The 19,630-nt window shown below is 31.5% G+C and carries 16 protein-coding genes; 12 read left to right on the forward strand and 4 right to left on the reverse strand.

Features of this window, described 5'->3' with window-relative positions; genetic code table 11:
- Positions 1 to 78 precede the first annotated feature (78 nt).
- The 4 genes from ileS to IFB02_RS06720 all read left to right on the forward strand — a co-directional run bounded on the left by ileS (position 79) and on the right by IFB02_RS06720 (position 5,259).
- Positions 79 to 3,483, forward strand: a complete 3,405-nt coding sequence (gene ileS / locus IFB02_RS06705) for an isoleucine--tRNA ligase (protein ID WP_106687508.1) — start codon at positions 79 to 81, stop codon at positions 3,481 to 3,483.
- A 5-nt stretch (positions 3,484 to 3,488) separates the two neighbouring features.
- Entirely contained in the window at positions 3,489 to 3,872 is a 384-nt protein-coding gene (locus tag IFB02_RS06710) for a TraR/DksA family transcriptional regulator (protein WP_106687507.1), read from the forward strand.
- A 75-nt stretch (positions 3,873 to 3,947) separates the two neighbouring features.
- Positions 3,948 to 4,571 (forward strand): DUF4097 family beta strand repeat-containing protein, encoded by a 624-nt coding sequence (locus IFB02_RS06715; protein WP_146131249.1) that lies wholly within the window; start codon positions 3,948 to 3,950, stop codon positions 4,569 to 4,571.
- Between the two features lie 61 nt (positions 4,572 to 4,632).
- Entirely contained in the window at positions 4,633 to 5,259 is a 627-nt protein-coding gene (locus IFB02_RS06720) for a lipoprotein signal peptidase (protein WP_106687505.1), read from the forward strand.
- Here the strand turns inward: IFB02_RS06720 and IFB02_RS06725 are convergent.
- From IFB02_RS06725 to IFB02_RS06740, 4 genes are read right to left on the reverse strand one after another with little or no spacing between them, the layout of a single operon-like run.
- Entirely contained in the window at positions 5,256 to 5,819 is a 564-nt protein-coding gene (locus IFB02_RS06725; protein ID WP_106687504.1) for a 5-formyltetrahydrofolate cyclo-ligase, read from the reverse strand. The two genes, IFB02_RS06720 and IFB02_RS06725, sit on opposite strands and share 4 nt — an antisense overlap.
- A gap of 5 nt (positions 5,820 to 5,824) precedes the next feature.
- Complete coding sequence (locus tag IFB02_RS06730) at positions 5,825 to 6,796, reverse strand: succinylglutamate desuccinylase/aspartoacylase family protein (RefSeq protein ID WP_106687503.1); 972 nt, start codon at positions 6,794 to 6,796, stop codon at positions 5,825 to 5,827.
- Positions 6,796 to 7,674: a 30S ribosomal protein S6--L-glutamate ligase gene (gene rimK, locus IFB02_RS06735; RefSeq protein ID WP_106687502.1), complete on the reverse strand. Its 879-nt coding sequence runs from the start codon at positions 7,672 to 7,674 to the stop codon at positions 6,796 to 6,798. The genes IFB02_RS06730 and rimK overlap by 1 nt, the downstream gene beginning before the upstream one ends.
- Positions 7,674 to 8,081, reverse strand: coding sequence for an ATP-dependent zinc protease family protein (locus tag IFB02_RS06740; RefSeq protein WP_106687501.1), 408 nt, complete (start codon positions 8,079 to 8,081; stop codon positions 7,674 to 7,676). The genes rimK and IFB02_RS06740 overlap by 1 nt, the downstream gene beginning before the upstream one ends.
- 137 nt (positions 8,082 to 8,218) lie before the next feature.
- Between IFB02_RS06740 and uvrC the strand changes: the two genes are divergently transcribed.
- The 8 genes from uvrC to pgi all read left to right on the forward strand — a co-directional run bounded on the left by uvrC (position 8,219) and on the right by pgi (position 19,566).
- Positions 8,219 to 10,012, forward strand: a complete 1,794-nt coding sequence (uvrC, locus tag IFB02_RS06745; RefSeq protein ID WP_106687500.1) for an excinuclease ABC subunit UvrC — start codon at positions 8,219 to 8,221, stop codon at positions 10,010 to 10,012.
- Positions 10,009 to 12,243, forward strand: coding sequence for a patatin-like phospholipase family protein (locus tag IFB02_RS06750; RefSeq protein WP_191073156.1), 2,235 nt, complete (start codon positions 10,009 to 10,011; stop codon positions 12,241 to 12,243). The genes uvrC and IFB02_RS06750 overlap by 4 nt, the downstream gene beginning before the upstream one ends.
- A 232-nt stretch (positions 12,244 to 12,475) precedes the next feature.
- Complete coding sequence (locus tag IFB02_RS06755) at positions 12,476 to 13,630, forward strand: homogentisate 1,2-dioxygenase (protein WP_191073157.1); 1,155 nt, start codon at positions 12,476 to 12,478, stop codon at positions 13,628 to 13,630.
- Positions 13,631 to 13,644: 14 nt separating this feature from the next.
- A complete protein-coding gene (gene hppD, locus IFB02_RS06760; protein ID WP_106687605.1) occupies positions 13,645 to 14,805 on the forward strand; it encodes a 4-hydroxyphenylpyruvate dioxygenase in 1,161 nt (386 codons plus the stop codon).
- 131 nt (positions 14,806 to 14,936) lie between these two features.
- The gene (locus tag IFB02_RS06765) at positions 14,937 to 15,716 is read left to right on the forward strand and encodes a DUF3108 domain-containing protein (RefSeq protein WP_191073158.1); all 780 of its coding nucleotides are present in this window, start codon (positions 14,937 to 14,939) and stop codon (positions 15,714 to 15,716) included.
- Positions 15,717 to 15,719: 3 nt separating this feature from the next.
- On the forward strand, positions 15,720 to 16,643 hold the full coding sequence (locus tag IFB02_RS06770; protein WP_191073159.1) for a tryptophan 2,3-dioxygenase family protein: 924 nt from the start codon (positions 15,720 to 15,722) through the stop codon (positions 16,641 to 16,643).
- The gene (locus IFB02_RS06775) at positions 16,601 to 17,923 is read left to right on the forward strand and encodes a M23 family metallopeptidase (RefSeq protein WP_191073160.1); all 1,323 of its coding nucleotides are present in this window, start codon (positions 16,601 to 16,603) and stop codon (positions 17,921 to 17,923) included. Before IFB02_RS06770 ends, IFB02_RS06775 begins: the two co-directional genes overlap by 43 nt.
- The gene (gene pgi / locus IFB02_RS06780) at positions 17,923 to 19,566 is read left to right on the forward strand and encodes a glucose-6-phosphate isomerase (RefSeq protein ID WP_191073161.1); all 1,644 of its coding nucleotides are present in this window, start codon (positions 17,923 to 17,925) and stop codon (positions 19,564 to 19,566) included. The genes IFB02_RS06775 and pgi overlap by 1 nt, the downstream gene beginning before the upstream one ends.
- The last annotated feature ends 64 nt before the right edge of the window (positions 19,567 to 19,630 follow it).

Consider the following 19,630-nt stretch of genomic DNA (forward strand, 5'->3'; position numbering starts at 1 on the left):
AAGCTTTTTTTATGCTCAAAAATCAGACTTTTAAACAATATTCCTTAATTTCGCGACTCTTATAAGAAAAACGAAAAAATGAATACTGGATTTCCTGAATATAAAGGACTTAACTTACCAAAAGTAGCAGAAGAAATTCTTAACTATTGGGAAGACAATAATATCTTCGAAAAAAGTGTAACCTCTCGCGAAAACGCAGAACCTTTTGTATTTTTTGAAGGTCCGCCATCTGCAAACGGTTTACCTGGTGTACACCACGTATTAGCACGTGCTATAAAAGATATTTTTCCAAGGTATAAAACTATGAAAGGTTACCAAGTAAAGCGTAAAGCTGGTTGGGATACACATGGTTTACCAATAGAATTAGGTGTAGAAAAAGAGCTAGGAATTACCAAAGAAGATATTGGTAAAAAAATTACAGTAGAAGAGTATAACGCAGCATGTCGTAAAGCCGTTATGCGTTACACAGATATCTGGAATAACTTAACCCAACAAATGGGATATTGGGTAGATATGGACGATCCATACATTACCTATAAACCAAAATATATGGAAAGTGTTTGGTGGTTGTTAAAGCAAATCTACAATAAAGAATTGCTGTATAAAGGCTACACCATTCAGCCTTATTCTCCAAAAGCAGGAACAGGATTAAGTTCTCACGAGCTTAATCAACCAGGAACATACCAAGATGTAACCGACACAACAATTGTGGCGCAGTTTAAAGCAATAGAAAATACATTACCGGATTTTCTTCAAAATGAAGGCGATATTTACTTCTTAGCTTGGACAACAACACCTTGGACATTACCAAGTAACACCGCATTAACCGTTGGACCAAAAATAGATTATGTTTTAGTCGAAACTTATAACCAATATACTTTCAAACCTATGAATGTGATATTGGCTAAAAACCTTGTTGGTAAACAATTTGACGGTAAGTATAAGCAAGTTGAAACAAAGCCAGAATTAATTGAATATAAAGAAGGTGACAAGAAAATTCCTTTCTACATCGTAAAAGAATTTAAAGGAAAAGATCTAGTTGGTATCAAGTACGAACAATTGTTAGATTACGTATTACCAAATGATAATCCTGAAAATGCATTTAGAGTAATATCTGGAGATTTTGTAACGACTGAAGACGGTACAGGTATCGTACATACAGCGCCAACCTTTGGTGCAGATGATGCTTTAGTGGCAAAACAAGCTACACCAGAAATACCACCAATGTTGGTAAAAGACGAGAATGATAACTTGGTGCCATTAGTAGATTTACAAGGTAAATTTAGACCAGAAGTGACTGAGTTTGCTGGTAAATACGTAAAGAATGAATATTACGCAGAAGGCGAAGCACCAGAAAAGTCAGTTGATGTAGAAATTGCCATCAAACTTAAAATAGAAAACAAAGCCTTTAAAGTAGAAAAATACAAGCATAGCTATCCAAACTGTTGGCGTACAGATAAACCAATTTTATACTATCCGTTAGACTCTTGGTTTATTAAAGTAACCGAGGTAAAAGATAGAATGCATGAGTTAAATACAACCATTAACTGGAAACCAAAATCTACAGGAGAAGGACGTTTTGGTAACTGGTTAGCTAATGCAAACGATTGGAATTTATCACGATCACGTTATTGGGGAATACCATTACCAATTTGGCGTACAGAAGATGGTAAAGAAGAAATCTGTATTGGTTCTGTTGAAGAATTAAAAGCCGAAATGGCTAAAGCGGTAAACGCTGGCGTACTTCAAAAAGATATTTTTGAAGACTTTGAAGTTGGTAACATGTCTGAAGACAACTACGATAAAATAGATTTACATAAAAACATTGTAGATCAAATTACGTTAGTATCGCCATCTGGTCAACCAATGAAGCGCGAAAGTGACTTGATAGACGTTTGGTTTGATTCAGGATCAATGCCTTACGCGCAGTGGCATTACCCGTTTGAAAACAAAAACTTAATTGACAATAACGAAGCATTTCCTGCCGATTTTATTGCCGAAGGTGTAGACCAAACTCGTGGTTGGTTTTACACATTGCACGCAATTGGAACGATGGTTTTCGATTCTGTAGCGTATAAAAATGTAGTGTCAAACGGATTAGTTTTAGATAAAAACGGACAAAAAATGTCTAAGCGTTTAGGTAACGCGGTAGATCCTTTTGAGACCTTAGATAATTACGGTGCAGATGCCACACGTTGGTACATGATTGGTAATGCCAATCCATGGGACAACTTAAAATTTGATATTGAAGGTGTAGAAGAAGTAAAACGTAAGTTTTTCGGTACGTTATACAATACGTATTCATTCTTCAGCTTATATACCAATTTAGATAAATTTAGTTATGCTGAAGCGGAAATTCCTTTAGCAGAACGACCAGAATTAGACCGTTGGATTCTTTCAGAATTACACACTTTAATTCAAAAAGTAGACGAATATTATGCCGAATATGAGCCTACAAAAGCAGCACGTGCTATTTCAGATTTTACACAAGATTACTTAAGTAACTGGTACGTGCGTTTAAGCAGAAGACGTTTCTGGAAAGGCGATTACCAAACCGATAAAATTTCGGCTTACCAAACGCTGTATACGTGTATGGTAACCATTGCAAAGTTAGGTGCGCCAATTGCACCATTCTTTATGGATAAGCTGTATTTAGATTTAAATAGCGTAACTAAAAAAGAGACGTTTGAAAGTGTTCACCTTTCAGATTTCCCTAAATACGATGCAAGTTTTGTAGATAAGTCTTTAGAGCGAAAAATGGAGAATGCGCAAACAATTTCTTCATTAGTATTATCGTTAAGAGCTAAAGAAAAAATTAAAGTACGTCAGCCACTACATAAAATTATGATTCCTGTAGATTCTGCACAGCAAAGAGAAGAAATAAAAGCGGTAGAAAACTTAATAAAACACGAGGTTAATATTAAAGAAATCGAGCTTTTAGAAGACGCTTCAGATATCTTAGTTAAGCAAATAAAACCTAATTTTAAAGTGCTTGGACCTCGTTTTGGTAAAGATATGAAGCTGATTGCTAGTGAAATACAAAAACTTGGCGCAGACGATATTAAAAATATTGAACAAAATAACACTTTAGACATCGATTGTAATGGAAAAATTATTACATTACAACGTGAAGATGTTGAAATAACATCGCAAGATATTGAAGGTTGGTTAGTTGCTAATGAAGGTAAAATAACAGTAGCTTTAGATGTAACTATTACAGAGCCATTACGTGAAGAAGGTATTGCAAGAGAATTAGTAAACCGAATTCAAAACCTACGTAAAGACTCAGGATTTGAAGTCACAGATAGAATTACTGTACAAATCCAAAACGATCAAAATATCGAGCAGGCTATTAACAACAATCTAGATTATATTAAGACAGAAACCTTAACAGATAATCTGGAAATTATAAACCAAATAGATAATGGTATAGAAATTGCTTTTGATGATGTAAATACTAAACTATCTATTCAAAAAAATTAACAATTATGGCAACAGATACAAATGTTAGATATTCGGATAAAGACTTAGCAGAATTTAAAGTTTTAATTCAAGAAAAAATCGATAAAGCGCAGCACGATTTAGAGTTAATAAAAAGTGCTTATATGAACGATCACAATAATGGTACAGACGATACGTCGCCTACTTTTAAAGCGTTTGACGAAGGTAGTGAAGTAATGAGTAAAGAGTCTAACTCGCAATTAGCTATTAGACAAGAAAAATTTATTCGTGATTTAAAAAATGCGTTAATCCGTATAGAAAATAAAACCTATGGTATTTGTCGTGTAACAGGTAAATTAATAAACAAAAAACGTTTAGAGCTTGTGCCACATGCAACATTAAGTATCGAAGCAAAAAACATGCAAAAATAAGCTGTTGCTTAATCTATAATTTAAAAATTAACGCTTCAATTAGTTATATTGAAGCGTTTTTTATTTCCACAAATTTTGAAATTCAAACTCGTTATATTTTTTCTTTTAGTCGTCCATTTTTCTGTTGCTCAAAAGCAAACCGAAAAGCGATGGAATGCACAGCAAATCAAAAAAGTTGAAATTGATGGAGAAGGAATTTTTAAAATAAACATCAAAAATAGTGAATCTAATACTATTGATTTGTTGGTTAAATTTGAAGGCGAGCATTCAGAAAATTTAGTGATAATCGATAGTAATAACCAAGGTGTTCTAAAACTATCTACAGACTTTCAACCTTTATTTAAAGCAGATAATGATAAGTTAAGTGCGCATAAAGTATTGTCTGTAGAGTTGCAATTAAGTATTCCAAAACCTATTGATTTAAATATTAAAAGTGATATTGCACAAACTAAAATAGAAGGTCACTTTCCAAATGTGTTTATAGAATTAAAAACTGGTAATTGTACGTTAGATCCGTTTTTTGGTAATGCAACAATAAATACTATAAACGGAACTATTAATATTAAAACAAATAACGCAAAAACCATTGCAAAAAGTAAAACAGGAACAGTTAATGTTATGCAATTTAAACTAGCATTGCATCAATTAAATTTGCAATCTGTAAATGGAGATATAAACGTCTCTAAATTTAAAAAATAAGCCTATTTTTGTTTAAAACAAATCTATGTCTCCTTAAGTAAAGTTGACAAGTCTATATTTTATGAGCCTAAAAAAAGCAACCATTTTTATCATCTTAATTTTACTTATTGATCAAGTAAGTAAAATATATGTAAAAACACATTTTGTATTAGGTGAAGATGTTGCTGTTTTTGATTGGTTTAAAATCTATTTTATAGAAAATAGTGGTATGGCTTGGGGAACAAAATTAAGTGATTTGTTTCCTTTTATTAGTGATCGTACTGCAAAAGTAAGTCTTACTGTCTTCAGGATTTTTGCAATTATTGGTATTGGATATTGGTTGTTTAATAGTATTAAAAAGCAGCAATCTAAAATGCTTAATGTTGCACTTATCTTTGTGTTTGCTGGTGCTTTGGGTAATATATTAGATTCTGTTTTTTATGGTGTTTTATTTGACGATAGTATTGGTCAAGTAGCTAAATTTATGCCAGAACAAGGTTATGATAGTATGTTGCACGGTAAGGTTGTAGATATGTTATACTTCCCGATTTGGCAAGGTTATTTGCCAGAATGGATACCAAGTGTTGGCGGTAAATACTTTACGTTTTTCGAGCCTGTTTTTAACATTGCAGACGTAGCTATAAGTATTGGCTTTGGGATATTGATTTTCTTCAATAAAAAAGCATTTCCAAAAACAGAAGACGCTTAGAATTTGTAAACCTTATCAGGCGTTACACAATAATCTAATGCAATATCGCCTTCATAAGCATCTTTGATTTCAGCTTCAGCTTCAAAAAAAGACAAACCTATTTTTACAGTATTTGGCTTACAATTGGATAAAAAGTTATCGTAAAATCCTTTGCCATAACCTACACGATTCCCTTTTTTATCAAATGCTAAAAGTGGTATAAATACAACATCTATTATAGTGTCTTGTATAGGAATTGCATCTATTGGTTCTGGAATATTATAACTATTAAGAGCAATAGTTGTAGTATCTGTAAGTAAAAAATTACTTAACGTGTTTGTTTTAAAATTACTTTTAGAAATAACCACATTTTTATCTTTTCCTAAAAGTATATTTAGTATAAATTCAGTTTGAATTTCTTTTTGGGTTTCTATTGTAAGAAATATGTGGTAAAACTTAAAATCCCAAATGGGTAAGTTTAATATTTGATTGGCAATGTTTAGACTTAAATTATCAATCTGATTTGTTGTTAATTTTTGTCTTAGTTGTTTGTATTTATTGCGTAAATCGGCTTTTTTCATTTTTACTACTTAGTAGTTTCAGTAGAGATATGAAATAATGCATCACCTTGATAAACAATAGGAGATTCATTTATATTAAAAATAAATCCATTGTGTTTTGCTTTTACAAAGTGGTTAAATTTTCCATACGGATCTGTAATGTTTCCTATGGTATCGCCTATTTTCACTTCTTGTCCTAAATTAGCTTTTGCTTTAAACATACCAGAGTAGCTAGCGCGTTGCCATTTACTATCTATTATTTTGATGCATTCTTTTTTAGGTTCGGAGACATTAAATTTTTTACGTAACATCCCAAAATGATTTAATATTCGCTTGGCGCCATTAACAGCTGTGTTTGTTACGTTTTTATCTATATGAAACGATTTTCCGCCTTCAAAAAGAAGGATAGGTTTACCTAGCTCGTTACAGGTTTTTCTAAAGGATTTATTTAAGTTGTTAGAGTATAGTAAAAAAGGTGCTCCAAATATTTCGGCCATAATATCATCATCTTCATTGCCAGGTGCAATACGTATTTGAGGCGCATTAAACCTAAAAGCGCCACCGGTATGAAAATCGATTACAAAATCTACTTCTGGAATAATTTCATTTACTAAAGTATGCGCAACACGACTAGCTAAAGAGCCATTTTTAATTCCAGGAAATACACGATTTAGGTCTCTTCCATCAGGAAACTCGCGTTCCATGTTTATAAAACCAAAAATATTTAAAACGGGTATACAAATTATAGATCCAATTTTAGGTTTGTTTATTTCTTTAGAAATTAACTGGCGTACAATTTCGATACCATTTACTTCGTCACCATGTATTCCTGCAGTAAACAAAATAGTTGGTCCTGGTTTTTTAGAGCGTTCTATAATCACAGGAACATCTACAGGTGTACGAGTATGTAAATGTGCTACATTAAAACTAAGCTCGGCACTTTGTCCTGGTTTTATTACTTCACCTAATATATTTAAATCTTTTTTTTGGTATATCATTAAGCATTTCTGTTTCGTTCTACATAAGTGATAATGCTTTTTGCGATGTTTTTACCTGTTGCTTTTTCTATACCTTCTAATCCAGGTGTAGAGTTTATTTCTAACAATAAAGGTCCTCTTGCAGATTGTAACATGTCTACACCACAAACAGGAAGTTTTAATGCTTTAGCAGCTTTAATGGCAAGTTTAAGTTCGGCATCAGATAGTTTGATAATTTTAGCGCTTCCGCCACGATGTAGATTAGATCTAAATTCACCTTCTTTACCTTGTCTTTTCATCGCGCCAACAACTTGTCCGTCTACGATTAATGCACGTAAATCTGCACCTTTAGCTTCTTTAATAAATTCTTGAACAATTACTCTTGCTTGTAGTCCATTAAAGGCTTCTAAAACAGATTCGGCAGCATTTTTAGTTTCGGCTAAAACAACACCAAGACCTTGCGTACCTTCTAGAAGTTTAATAATTACAGGCGCGCCACCAACATGGTCTATAACTTCTTCTACATCTCTAGAATAATTAGTAAATACAGTTTTTGGCATGCCTATACCAGCTTTGCTTAATCGTTGTAAGCTTTTAAGTTTGTCTCTTGATCGTAATATTGCATCTGAGGTAACTGTGGTAAAAGTTCCCATCATTTCAAACTGTCTTACTACAGCGCAACCATAAAATGTTACAGATGCTCCAATGCGTGGTATTACTGCGTCTACATAGTCTAAATATCTATCTTTATAATAAATGGTTGGTTTTTCTTTTTCTATAATAATATCGCATTTTAAAGGGTCAATAATTTCAACTTTATGACCTCTATTTTCAGCTTCTTCAACTAATCGATCTGTTGAATATAAATGCGCATTACGTGATAGTATTACTATGTTCATTATTGTTTTAGCTTAAAGGATTGGTTTTGTAAATCTACATCGACAATAAATTTCTTTTTTAAAAATTGTCTACCAATTAGAACCGGAAATCTCATGTCACTTCTAGTGCTTAAAGTTAAGTTAATCTTATAGGTTTTACCAAAAAAAACTACATCTGTTTTTATTTTATATCTGTTTTCTACGTAACCGTTACTGCTTTTTACATCTGTTAAACTGTAAGAACTAAATAGTATTGGTGTTTTAGATTGATCACTAAAGTAGCAAAGTAATCCATTTTCTGTAACCGTAATTTTAGAACAATGTATACTAGAGGTATAAGCACCTGTATCTATTTTACAATTTATATTTAAAAGGTTTAATGCAGGAAAGTCTATACAGTCTATTCTTCCTAGTATTTTCTTAGCCATTTTTAGAGTTTAAAAAGTCGCGCAATGTAATAATTTTAACGTCACTTTATATTTAAAAATACTTAAAGTTTTAGATTAAAAATATTAAATAAGTACCTTTGGTTATCGTTTAAAAAATCTTCTTTTTTTAATGTTTTATGAGTAAAACAGATTTAGATATAAAATTAAAAACCATTCCAGAATCTGCTGGTGTATATCAATATTTAGATAAAGAAGGTACGATTATTTATGTTGGTAAAGCAAAAAATCTTAAAAAACGTGTAAGTTCTTACTTTACAAAAAACCATGATAGCGGTAAAACCAGAGTTTTAGTAAAGCGTATTGCAGACATTAAATTTATTGTTGTCGAAACGGAAACAGATGCTTTATTGTTAGAAAATAATCTAATTAAAAAGCACAAACCACGTTATAATGTGCTATTAAAGGACGACAAATCGTATCCTTGGATTTGTATTAAAAAAGAACGTTTTCCGCGTGTATTTCCAACACGTCGATTAATAAAAGACGGAAGCGAATATTTTGGGCCTTACACAAGTATGAAAACCGTTCATACCTTGTTAGATTTAATAAAAGGATTGTACCAGTTACGTACGTGTAATTATGATTTAGCCGAAGATAAAATCGAAGACGGTAAGTACAAAGTATGTCTAGAATATCATTTAGGCAACTGTCAAGGTCCTTGTGAAGGCTATCAAACCGAAGACGATTATCAAGAAAATATAAAGGCAATTCGCGAAATAATAAAAGGAAACTTCAAAGACTCTTTAGGGCAATTTAAACAGCAAATGAAGATTTATGCTGAGAAAATGCTGTTTGAAGACGCGCAACGTATAAAAGAAAAAATTGAAGTTTTAGAAAATTATCAGGCAAAATCAACAATTATAAACCCAAGGATTAGTAATGTAGATGTGTTTTCTATTGTTAGTGACGAGAGTTTTGGGTATGTTAATTTTCTTCAAATATCGTATGGATCTATCATTCGTTCTCACACTTTAGAAATAAAGAAAAAGTTGGACGAAACCGATAAAGAATTATTAGAATTAGCAATTGTTGAAATAAGAGAACGTTTCAACTCTAAATCAAAAGAAATTTACGTACCTTTTAAAGTAAATATTGGTGAACAAATTAAAGTAACTGTACCGCAATTAGGAGATAAAAAGCACATTTTAGATCTGTCTTTAAGAAACGCAAAGTATTATAGAATGGAGCGTTTTAAACAAATAAAAATTACAGATCCAGATCGTCATGCCAATAGGATCATGGCACAAATGAAAGCCGATTTAAGATTGTCTGAAGAGCCAAGACATATCGAGTGTTTTGACAACTCTAACATACAAGGTACTAATCCAGTTGCAGCTTGTGTAGTCTTTAAAAATGGTAAACCAAGTAAGAAGGATTATCGTCATTTTAATATAAAAACAGTTGAAGGACCAGACGATTTTGCTTCTATGGAAGAAGTTGTTTATCGTCGTTACAAGCGTCTGTTGGAAGAAGAACAACCGTTGCCTCAACTAATTATAATAGATGGTGGTAAAGGACAATTATCATCTGCATTAAAAAGCTTGGATGTTTTAGGATTAAGAGGAAAAATTGCCATTATCGGAATTGCAAAACGTTTGGAAGAATTATTTTATCCAAACGATCCAATTCCTTTATATTTAGATAAAAAAAGTGAAACGCTTAAAATTATTCAGCAATTACGTAATGAAGCTCATAGATTTGGGATAGAACATCACCGTAATAGACGAAGTAAAAACGCGTTAAATAGTGCGCTAGACACTATTCCTGGAATAGGAGAAAAAACTATAGTAGAATTGCTAAAATCATTTAAATCAACCAAAAGAATTGCAAATGCAAAACTAGACGAGCTAGAAGCAGTAGTTGGCGTGTCTAGAGCAGCAAAAATTTATAACCATTACCATAAAGAATGAAATCTTTTATTATCGCTATTATACTATTAATATCAATAAATAGTACCATTTTTTCGCAATCAACCATAAAAAAAGAACCTAAAGTTGGGTTAGTTTTAAGTGGTGGCGGCGCAAAAGGATTTGCCCATATTGGTGCGCTAAAAGTAATAGATAGTTTAGGCATTAGAGTAGATTACGTAGCCGGAACAAGTATGGGAGCAATAATAGGATCTTTATACGCATCGGGCTATTCGGGTAAAGAATTAGATTCAATTTTTGAAGGTGTAAATTTTGATAATATAATTACAGATAGATTACCTAGAGAAACAAAATCTAATTACGAACGTGAAGTTGCAGAACGTTATGCTATTACCTTACCTTTCGATAATTTTAAAGTCAAATTACCTTCAGCATTATCTAAAGGACAAAACACATTTAATTTATTAAGTAAACTATTATTAGATGTATGTAATGATGAGGATTTTGAACATTTACCAATTCCTTTTTTCTGTATAGCAACAGATGTAGAAACCGGTAATCAAGTCATTTTAAATAAAGGAAATTTAGCCCAAGCTGTAAAAGCAAGTGGCGCTTTTCCATCTTTGTTTGAGCCTGTTTTAATTAACGATCAATTATTAATAGATGGCGGCGTAGTAAATAATTATCCAATAGACGAGCTTAAGGCTAAAGGAATGGATATAATTATTGGTGTAGATGTGCAAGACGGTTTAGCTAATCGTACAGATTTATCGTCTGCTCCAGATATATTATTTCAAATAAATAACTTTAGGACTATTAACGATATGGTTAAAAAGTCTAAACAGACAGATATTTATATAAAGCCAGACATTACTAAGTTTACCGTAGTATCTTTTGATGATGGTAGAGAAATTATAAATAATGGAGAAAAAGCAGCTTTAGCCAACATAGATCAATTACTTCAGCTTAAATCTAAGCAAGTTAAGCCAAGAGTAGAGACAGAAAATAAAAAGTCGCCAGATAGTATTAAGTTAAATTATATTGAAACACATGGATTAGAGAAGTATACTAGATCCTATGTTTTGGGTAAATTACAATTGCGTCCTTATACTAAAGTCGCTTATAACAAATTAACTTTAGGTGCAAATAATCTTGTAGCTACAAATAACTTTGATAGTTTTTTCTACGAGTTAAAAGAGGAGCCAAATAATTCCTACAGATTAATAACAAAAGTGACCGAAACTAAAAAAACTACGTTTTTAAAGTTTGGTTTACATTATGACGATTTATATAAAAGTGCAATTCTTGCAAATATTACAAAAAAACAATTTCTGCTAAAAAACGATGTAGCATCCTTAGATTTAATTTTTGGTGACCATGTAAGATATAATTTTCAGTACTTTATAGATAAAGGAATTTATTGGAGTATTGGAGTAAACTCAAGGTATAATGAGTTTGATCAAGGTATTGTGTCTTCAGCATTTTTATCTCAAGACCAGATTAGTAGTTCAGGGATAAATAAGTTAAATACAGAAGTTTCAGACTTTACAAATCAATTGTTTTTTCAAACATTATTTAGAAATGATTTGATATTTACTTTAGGAAGCGAATACAAAAAACTAAAAGTAAAAACCGAAACAATAATTTCTCAAGACAGTCCAGAAGATACTGTTTTTGAAAACAGTAGTTATGTTAGTGTTTTTGGAAATTTAAAATTTGATTCTTACGATAGTAAGTATTTCCCAACTAGCGGAATGTATTTTAACGGTCAAGCAAACTATTATTTTTATTCTTCAGACTTTTCAAATACATTTTCTCCGTTTTCTGTAATGCAAGCAGAAATTGGATACGCGTTTAAAGCGACTAAAAATTTATCATTTAATATAACATCAGAAGGCGGATTTAAAATTAACCCAAAAGCAAATCGGTTTTTAGATTTTGTTTTAGGAGGATACGGAAATAATTATATAAATAATTTCAAGTCCTTTTACGGTTACGATTACTTGTCTATCGCAGCAGATTCTTACATAAAAGGAGCCGTAACTATGGATTATAATTTTGCGCCTAAAAACCATTTACTATTAGCAGCCAATTATGCTAATGTAGAAGATAGGCTTTTTGATGACGGAAATTGGTTTACTTGGCCAGAATATTCTGGTTATGCAATAGGCTATTCTTTAGAAACATTTTTAGGACCAATAGAAGCAAAATATACATATTCTCCAGATACTAAAAATGGATTTTGGTTTTTCAACTTAGGGTATTGGTTTTAGTTTAAGTTGTTGATTTTCAAATAAATTAAACTTAATAAAAAAGACTTTTAAAACTCTAAAAAAATCACGATATTTGAAATGTATGAACACAATTTGGATACATTTATTATCGCACTTAAAATTTCTTATTAAAAGAAATCCAGAATAGCTTATAACCAACCAGCTAACATTAAGATGCTGCAAAAAATGTATAGCAGCATTGTATTTTTTCAACTTTAAAAATTTTTAAACAATGCCATTTTATCATAAATTAGGTAAAATACCACCTAAACGACATACACAGTTTAAAAAACCAGATGGTACGTTGTATTCAGAGCAATTATTTGGTACAATAGGTTTTGATGGTATGTCTACCAATTCGTATCACGAGCAAAGACCAACACAAGTAAAAGAAATAAAAAAACAATATAGCGTAGCGCCAAAAATAGCTAAAGCTAATAGTATACAATCTTATCGTTTTAGAGGTTTTCAAGTACCGCAAGAAAACGATTATCTAGAAAGTCGTAAAACTGTATTGATCAATAGTGATTGTAGTATAATTTTAGCTGCTCCTAAGCAATCTACAAAAGACTATTTTTACAAAAACACAGATGCAGACGAGCTTATTTTTATCCATAAAGGGACAGGTAAGTTACGCACTATGTTGGGTAATTTAGATTTTAAATATGGCGATTATTTACTAGTGCCAAGAGGTGTAATCTATAAAATAGATTTTGATACAGAAGACAATAGATTATTTATAGTAGAATCTAAGCGTCCAATATACACGCCAAAACGCTATCGTAACTGGTTTGGGCAATTATTAGAACATTCGCCATTTTGCGAACGTGATATTAGACAACCTCAAGAATTAGAAACTTACGATCAAAAAGGAGACTTTTTAATCAAAGTGAAAAAGCAAGACGATATTTTTGAAATGGTTTACGCATCGCATCCTTTTGATGTGGTAGGTTACGATGGATATAACTATCCTTATGCATTTTCAATTCATGATTTTGAACCTATAACAGGACGTATACATCAACCGCCACCAGTACATCAAACTTTCGAGACAGATGCGTTTGTAGTATGTAGTTTTGTACCAAGATTATACGATTATCATCCAGACTCTATTCCTGCACCATACAATCATAGTAATATAGATAGTGACGAGGTATTGTATTATGTAGATGGAGATTTTATGAGTCGTAACGATATAGACGCTGGTCATATAAGTTTACATCCAGCAGGAATACCACATGGACCTCATCCAGGCGCAGTAGAGCGTAGTATTGGTCAAGTAAAGACAGACGAACTTGCGGTAATGGTAGATACATTTAAGCCATTACAAATAACAGAAGAAGCATTAAAAATAGCAGACGAAGATTATTTTAAATCTTGGTTATAAACAAAGACACAACAATGAGTAAAGAAATAAAATCAGTAGATTACGGATTAGAAAAAATATTTGAAGGTGCGCAAGATTTTCTTCCGCTTTTAGGAACAGATTACGTAGAGTTTTACGTGGGTAATGCCAAACAAGCAGCGCATTTTTACAAAACAGCATTCGGATTTCAATCTTATGCTTACAAAGGATTAGAAACAGGATCTAGAGAATCTGTAAGTTATGTGTTAAAACAAGATAAAATAAGATTAGTTTTAACAACACCGCTTAACAGTAAATCGCCAATTAATGATCATATAGTAAAACATGGTGATGGAGTAAAAGTAGTAGCGCTTTGGGTAGAAGACGCAAGAAAATCTTATGAAGAAACTACAAAACGAGGTGCAAAATCTTTTATGGAACCAACAGTTGAAAAAGATGAATTTGGTGAAGTAGTAAGAGCAGGAATCTACACTTATGGAGAAACGGTACACATGTTTGTAGAACGTAAAAATTACAACGGACAATTTTTACCAGGTTTTACAAAATGGGAAAGTGATTATAATCCAGAACCAGTTGGTTTAAAATACATAGATCACATGGTAGGAAATGTAGGTTGGGGAGAAATGAATACTTGGGTAAAATGGTACGAAGATGTAATGGGATTTGTTAATTTCTTATCTTTTGATGACAAACAAATTCATACCGAATATTCAGCTTTAATGAGTAAAGTAATGAGTAATGGTAACGGTCGTATAAAATTCCCTATTAACGAACCAGCCGAAGGTATAAAACGCTCTCAAATTGAAGAGTACTTAGACTTTTACGAAGGACCAGGTGTACAACATATTGCTGTCGCTACAGACGATATTATTACAACAGTATCACAATTAAAAGCAAGAGGTGTAGAGTTTTTATCAACGCCACCAGAAGAATATTATAAAGCTGTACCAGGAAGATTAGAAGAATTTAGTCACGAGCTTAGAGAAGATATCGAAACGCTTAGAGGTTTAGGTATTATGATAGATGCAGACGATGAAGGTTATTTATTACAAATTTTCACAAAACCTGTAGAAGATAGACCAACCTTATTTTTCGAGATAATTCAACGAATGGGCGCACGTGGTTTTGGAGCAGGAAACTTCAAAGCTTTGTTCGAGTCTATAGAAAGAGAACAAGCAAAAAGAGGAACACTTTAATTAATAAATTATTAAAAAATGCCATCATTATATTGATGGCATTTTTTTATTTATATTTTTGGAATAGTAATTGTATAAAATAGTAAAGTAACCCAAGTTTAAAATATAAACTTATTCAATTACAGAATGTTATGAAAAAGAAAATACTATTTATATTAGCCTTAATTGTTGTAAATTTTACTATAGCTCAAGAATCTTCTTTTAAAAATGGAGAATGGTTCAAATTTAAAATGAGTTATAGTGGATTTTTAAAAGCTGGTAATGCAACGCTTCAAGTAAATGAAACCGTTTTAAACGGTAAACAAGTCTATCATGTTGTTGGAAAAGGATGGACAACTGGAGCAATAAAATGGTTTTTTAAAGTAGAAGATAGGTACGAAAGTTATTTTGATAAACGATCTATTGTACCTTATAAATTTATAAGAAAAATAGACGAAGGCGGACATAAAAAAGATATAGAAATAGATTTTGATCAAACTAAGCAAGAAGCATTAGTCCACAATAAAAAACACAACACAAAAAAATCGTTTACAACAAAGCCAAATATTCAAGATATGGTATCAACTTTCTATTATCTAAGAGATAATATTAATACCAAATCTTTAAAAACTGGAGATGAAGTAAAATTAGATATGTTTTTTGATGAAGAAAACTATGGCTTTAAATTAAAATACTTAGGTAAAGAAAACTTAGATACAAAGTTTGGAACTGTAGAAGCATTAATGTTTAGACCATATGTAATGGCGGGAAGAGTATTTAAAGAAGAAGAAAGTTTAACACTTTGGGTATCTAACGATAAAAATAAAATACCTTTACGCATTAAAGCAGATCTAGCAGTAGGATCATTAAGAGCAGATTTAGAGGCTTTTAAAGGCTTAAAACACCAATTTAAAATAATAGTAGAAGACTAACGCATGAGTGCCGACCAAAACACGATAGATCAATTAGATCAAAAATATAAAGATTTAAATCAAAATTTAAATACACATTTAGAAGGCTTACTGTATAGTAAGCCTATAGATTATTGGGACTATATTCAAACAGATGCATTACTAAATTTACAAGTAAAACGTACAACATTACCAGACGAGATGGTTTTTATCCTATACCATCAAGTAAACGAATTACTGTTTAAAATGATACTATGGGAAATAGATCAAGTAGCTAATAAAAAAGATATTACAGCATCGTTTTTCGAAACAAAAATTATGCGTATTAGTCGCTATTTCGATGTCCTAACATCATCTTTTACAGTGATGAAAGATGGAATGGATATAGAACAATACAATAAGTTTAGAAATACATTAACACCAGCAAGTGGTTTTCAGTCTGCACAATATCGTAAAATAGAATTTGCTTCAACCGAACTTATTAATTTAATAGATAACAGGTTTAGAGAAACCATTGATAGAAATACCTCTTTTGAGCATGCTTTTGAACATTTATATTGGCAAGCAGCAGGAAAAGACTATAAAACAGGTAAAAAAAGTTATACATTAACAGTTTTCGAGCAGAAATACAAAGACGAATTTATTAGATTTGCACAATTCTATAATACTCACAATTTGTGGACTATTTTTAAAAGTTTACCACAAGAAGTAAAAGAAGATAAAGATTTAATAAAAGCAATGCGTCATTACGACTACACTGTAAATATTACTTGGGTAATGGCACATTACAATACCGCCAAACATTATTTAAACATTGGAGGTAAAACAGCAGAAGCAACAGGAGGAAGCGAATGGGTAAAATACATGCATCCAAAATATCAAAGAAGAATATTTTTTCCAGACTTATGGACCAAGCAAGAATTAGAAGATTGGGGCAAAAATGTGTAATACTTTTAAGTATCACAATATTAAGTATAGCGTGTAAAAAAGAAGTAGAACAACCAATACAAACCGTTGAGGTTATTCAGCCAGAAGAGGTTTACGAGTTTGGATTTAATCTAAACGATTATTTTGTTAAAAGAGATACTATAAGAAAAGGCGATAGCTTTGGAGAGATTTTACAACGTAATCAAATAGATTATTCTAAAATTTTCCAAATAGCACAATTAACAAAAGATAGTTTTGATATAACAAAACTTCAAATAGGAAAACCGTATACTTTATTGTGTTCTAACGATTCTTTAAAACAGCCAAAATGTTTTATTTATCAGCCATCAAAAACAGATTATGTGGTTGTAAATTTTCAAGATTCAATTCATGCATATTCTTCAAAAAAGCCAATCAAATATGTAGAAAAGGAAGTGTCTGGAATAATAGAATCTAACATTTCAGAAGCATTAGACAAGCAAGGAAAAAGCGTGATTTTAGCCTATAAAATGAGTGATGTTTACGCATGGACAATAGACTTTTTTAGACTTCAGAAGAATGATAAATTCAAAGTAATTTATACAGAAAAATACATAGACGATAGTATATATGCAGGAATAGACAATATAAAAGCAGCATATTTTGAGCATAAAGGCGAACCATTTTATGCATTCGAATTTGAAACAGATACAGTGAAGGGATTAAAAGATTATTTTTCTGAAGACGCAAAAAACCTTAGACGAGCATTTTTAAAAGCACCAGTAGAGTATAAACGAATTTCTTCTAGATATAATTTAAATAGAAGAATAGCGCTTTATGGTAACCGTGTGAGACCACATAAAGGAACCGATTTTGCTGCAGATATTGGTACGCCAATTCGATCTACAGCAAACGGAACAGTTATAGAATCTGCAAGACGAGGCGGAAATGGTAATTACGTAAAAGTTAAGCATAATTCAACCTACACAACTCAATATCTTCACATGCGTAATCGTGCGGTAAAAGTAGGCGATTTTGTAAAACAAGGTGATGTTATTGGATATGTTGGTATGACAGGTAATACATCTGGTCCGCATGTATGTTATCGTTTTTGGAAAAACGGAAAACAAGTAGATCCATTTAAACAAAAACTACCAGAAGCCGAACCTATATCAGACAGTTTAAAAACAGAATATCTAGAGTTTATAAAACCTATAAAAACGCAATTAGATAACATAGAGTTTGATTATCCAATAGAAGAAGAACAACAAGTTTTAGAAATAGAAACCAACCAAGATAACGCAATTACTTACACAAACTAATGGCTTTACCTAAAATTAACCCAACAACCACAAATGCGTGGAAAAATTTACAAGAACATTTTAATCAAGTAAAAGATCTAAAAATGAAATCTTTATTTGCAGAAAATGCAGATAGAGCAGATAAAATGACCATTAAATGGGAAGATTTTTATGTAGATTTTTCTAAAAACAGAATCACAGAAGAAACTATAAATCACCTTCTAGAATTAGCTAAAGATTGTAAGTTAGAAGAAGCAATTAAAGCGCAGTTTGATGGCGAAGTCATTAATCAAACAGAAGGAAGAGCTGTATTGCATACCGCATTAAGAGCATCTAAAGAAGAAGTATTTAATGTAGATGGTAAAAATGTTATTCCGGAAATAGTTCAGGTAAAAGAAAAAATTAAAAATTTTACAGAGCAAGTTACTTCTGGACAATTAAAAGGTTACACAGGAAAAGCGTTTACAGATATTGTAAATATTGGTATTGGAGGAAGCGATTTAGGACCAGCAATGGTTGTAGATTCGCTTCAATATTATAAAAATCACTTAACAACTCATTTTGTAAGCAATGTAGATGGCGATCATGTAAATGAAGTGATAAAAAATCTAAACCCAGAAACCACTTTATTCGTTATTGTTTCTAAGACCTTTACAACTCAAGAAACATTATCTAATGCAACAACCATTAAAAACTGGTTTTTATCACAAGCTAAAGAAGAAGACATTGCAAAACATTTTGTTGCGGTATCTACTAACATAGAAAAAGTACAAGCTTTTGGTATAGACAGTAATAATATTTTTCCAATGTGGAATTGGGTTGGAGGACGTTTTTCTTTATGGAGTGCTGTAGGATTATCAATTAGTTTATCTGTAGGATATGCTAATTTTGATCAATTATTAAAAGGTGCAAATGCAATGGATAAGCATTTTAAAAATCAGCCTTTTAATCAGAACATACCTGTAATATTAGCCTTGTTAAGTGTTTGGTATAACAACTTTTTTAATGCCGAAAGTGAAGCAGTAATCCCTTATTCTCAATACCTAAACCAGTTTGCTACGTATTTACAACAAGGTATAATGGAAAGTAATGGAAAAAGCGTAGATCGAAACGGAGACCAAATAGATTATCAAACAGGAACCATTATTTGGGGAGAACCAGGTACAAATTCTCAGCATGCTTTTTTCCAATTAATTCATCAAGGTACAAAGTTAATACCAGCAGATTTTATTGGGTTTGCTCAATCATTACATGGTAATCAAGACCATCAAGATAAGTTAATGTCAAACTTTTTTGCTCAGACAGAAGCTTTACTTAACGGAAAAAGTAAAGCTAAAGTTGTAGAAGAGTTAAAACAAAGTAATGCAGACGAAAATTCGATTAAAACATTAACACCATTTAAAGTTTTTGAAGGTAATAAGCCAACCAATACAATATTTGTAAATAAACTTACTCCAGAAAGTTTAGGTAAATTAATAGCTATGTACGAGCATAAAATATTTGTACAAGGTGTTATTTGGAATATCTACAGTTACGATCAATTTGGAGTAGAATTAGGTAAGCAATTAGCAAATAAAATTTTAAAAGAATTTGATGAGCAGTCTAATGCTAATCATGATGCATCAACGTCAAACTTATTATCTCATTATAAGACATTTAGATAGTTGATGTAGATCTATTTTTTTGTTCGATTTATCAAGTTGAAAAGCAAAAAATAACGACTAAATG

It is taken from the genome of Mesoflavibacter profundi (assembly GCF_014764305.1).
Lineage (GTDB): Bacteria > Bacteroidota > Bacteroidia > Flavobacteriales > Flavobacteriaceae > Mesoflavibacter > Mesoflavibacter profundi.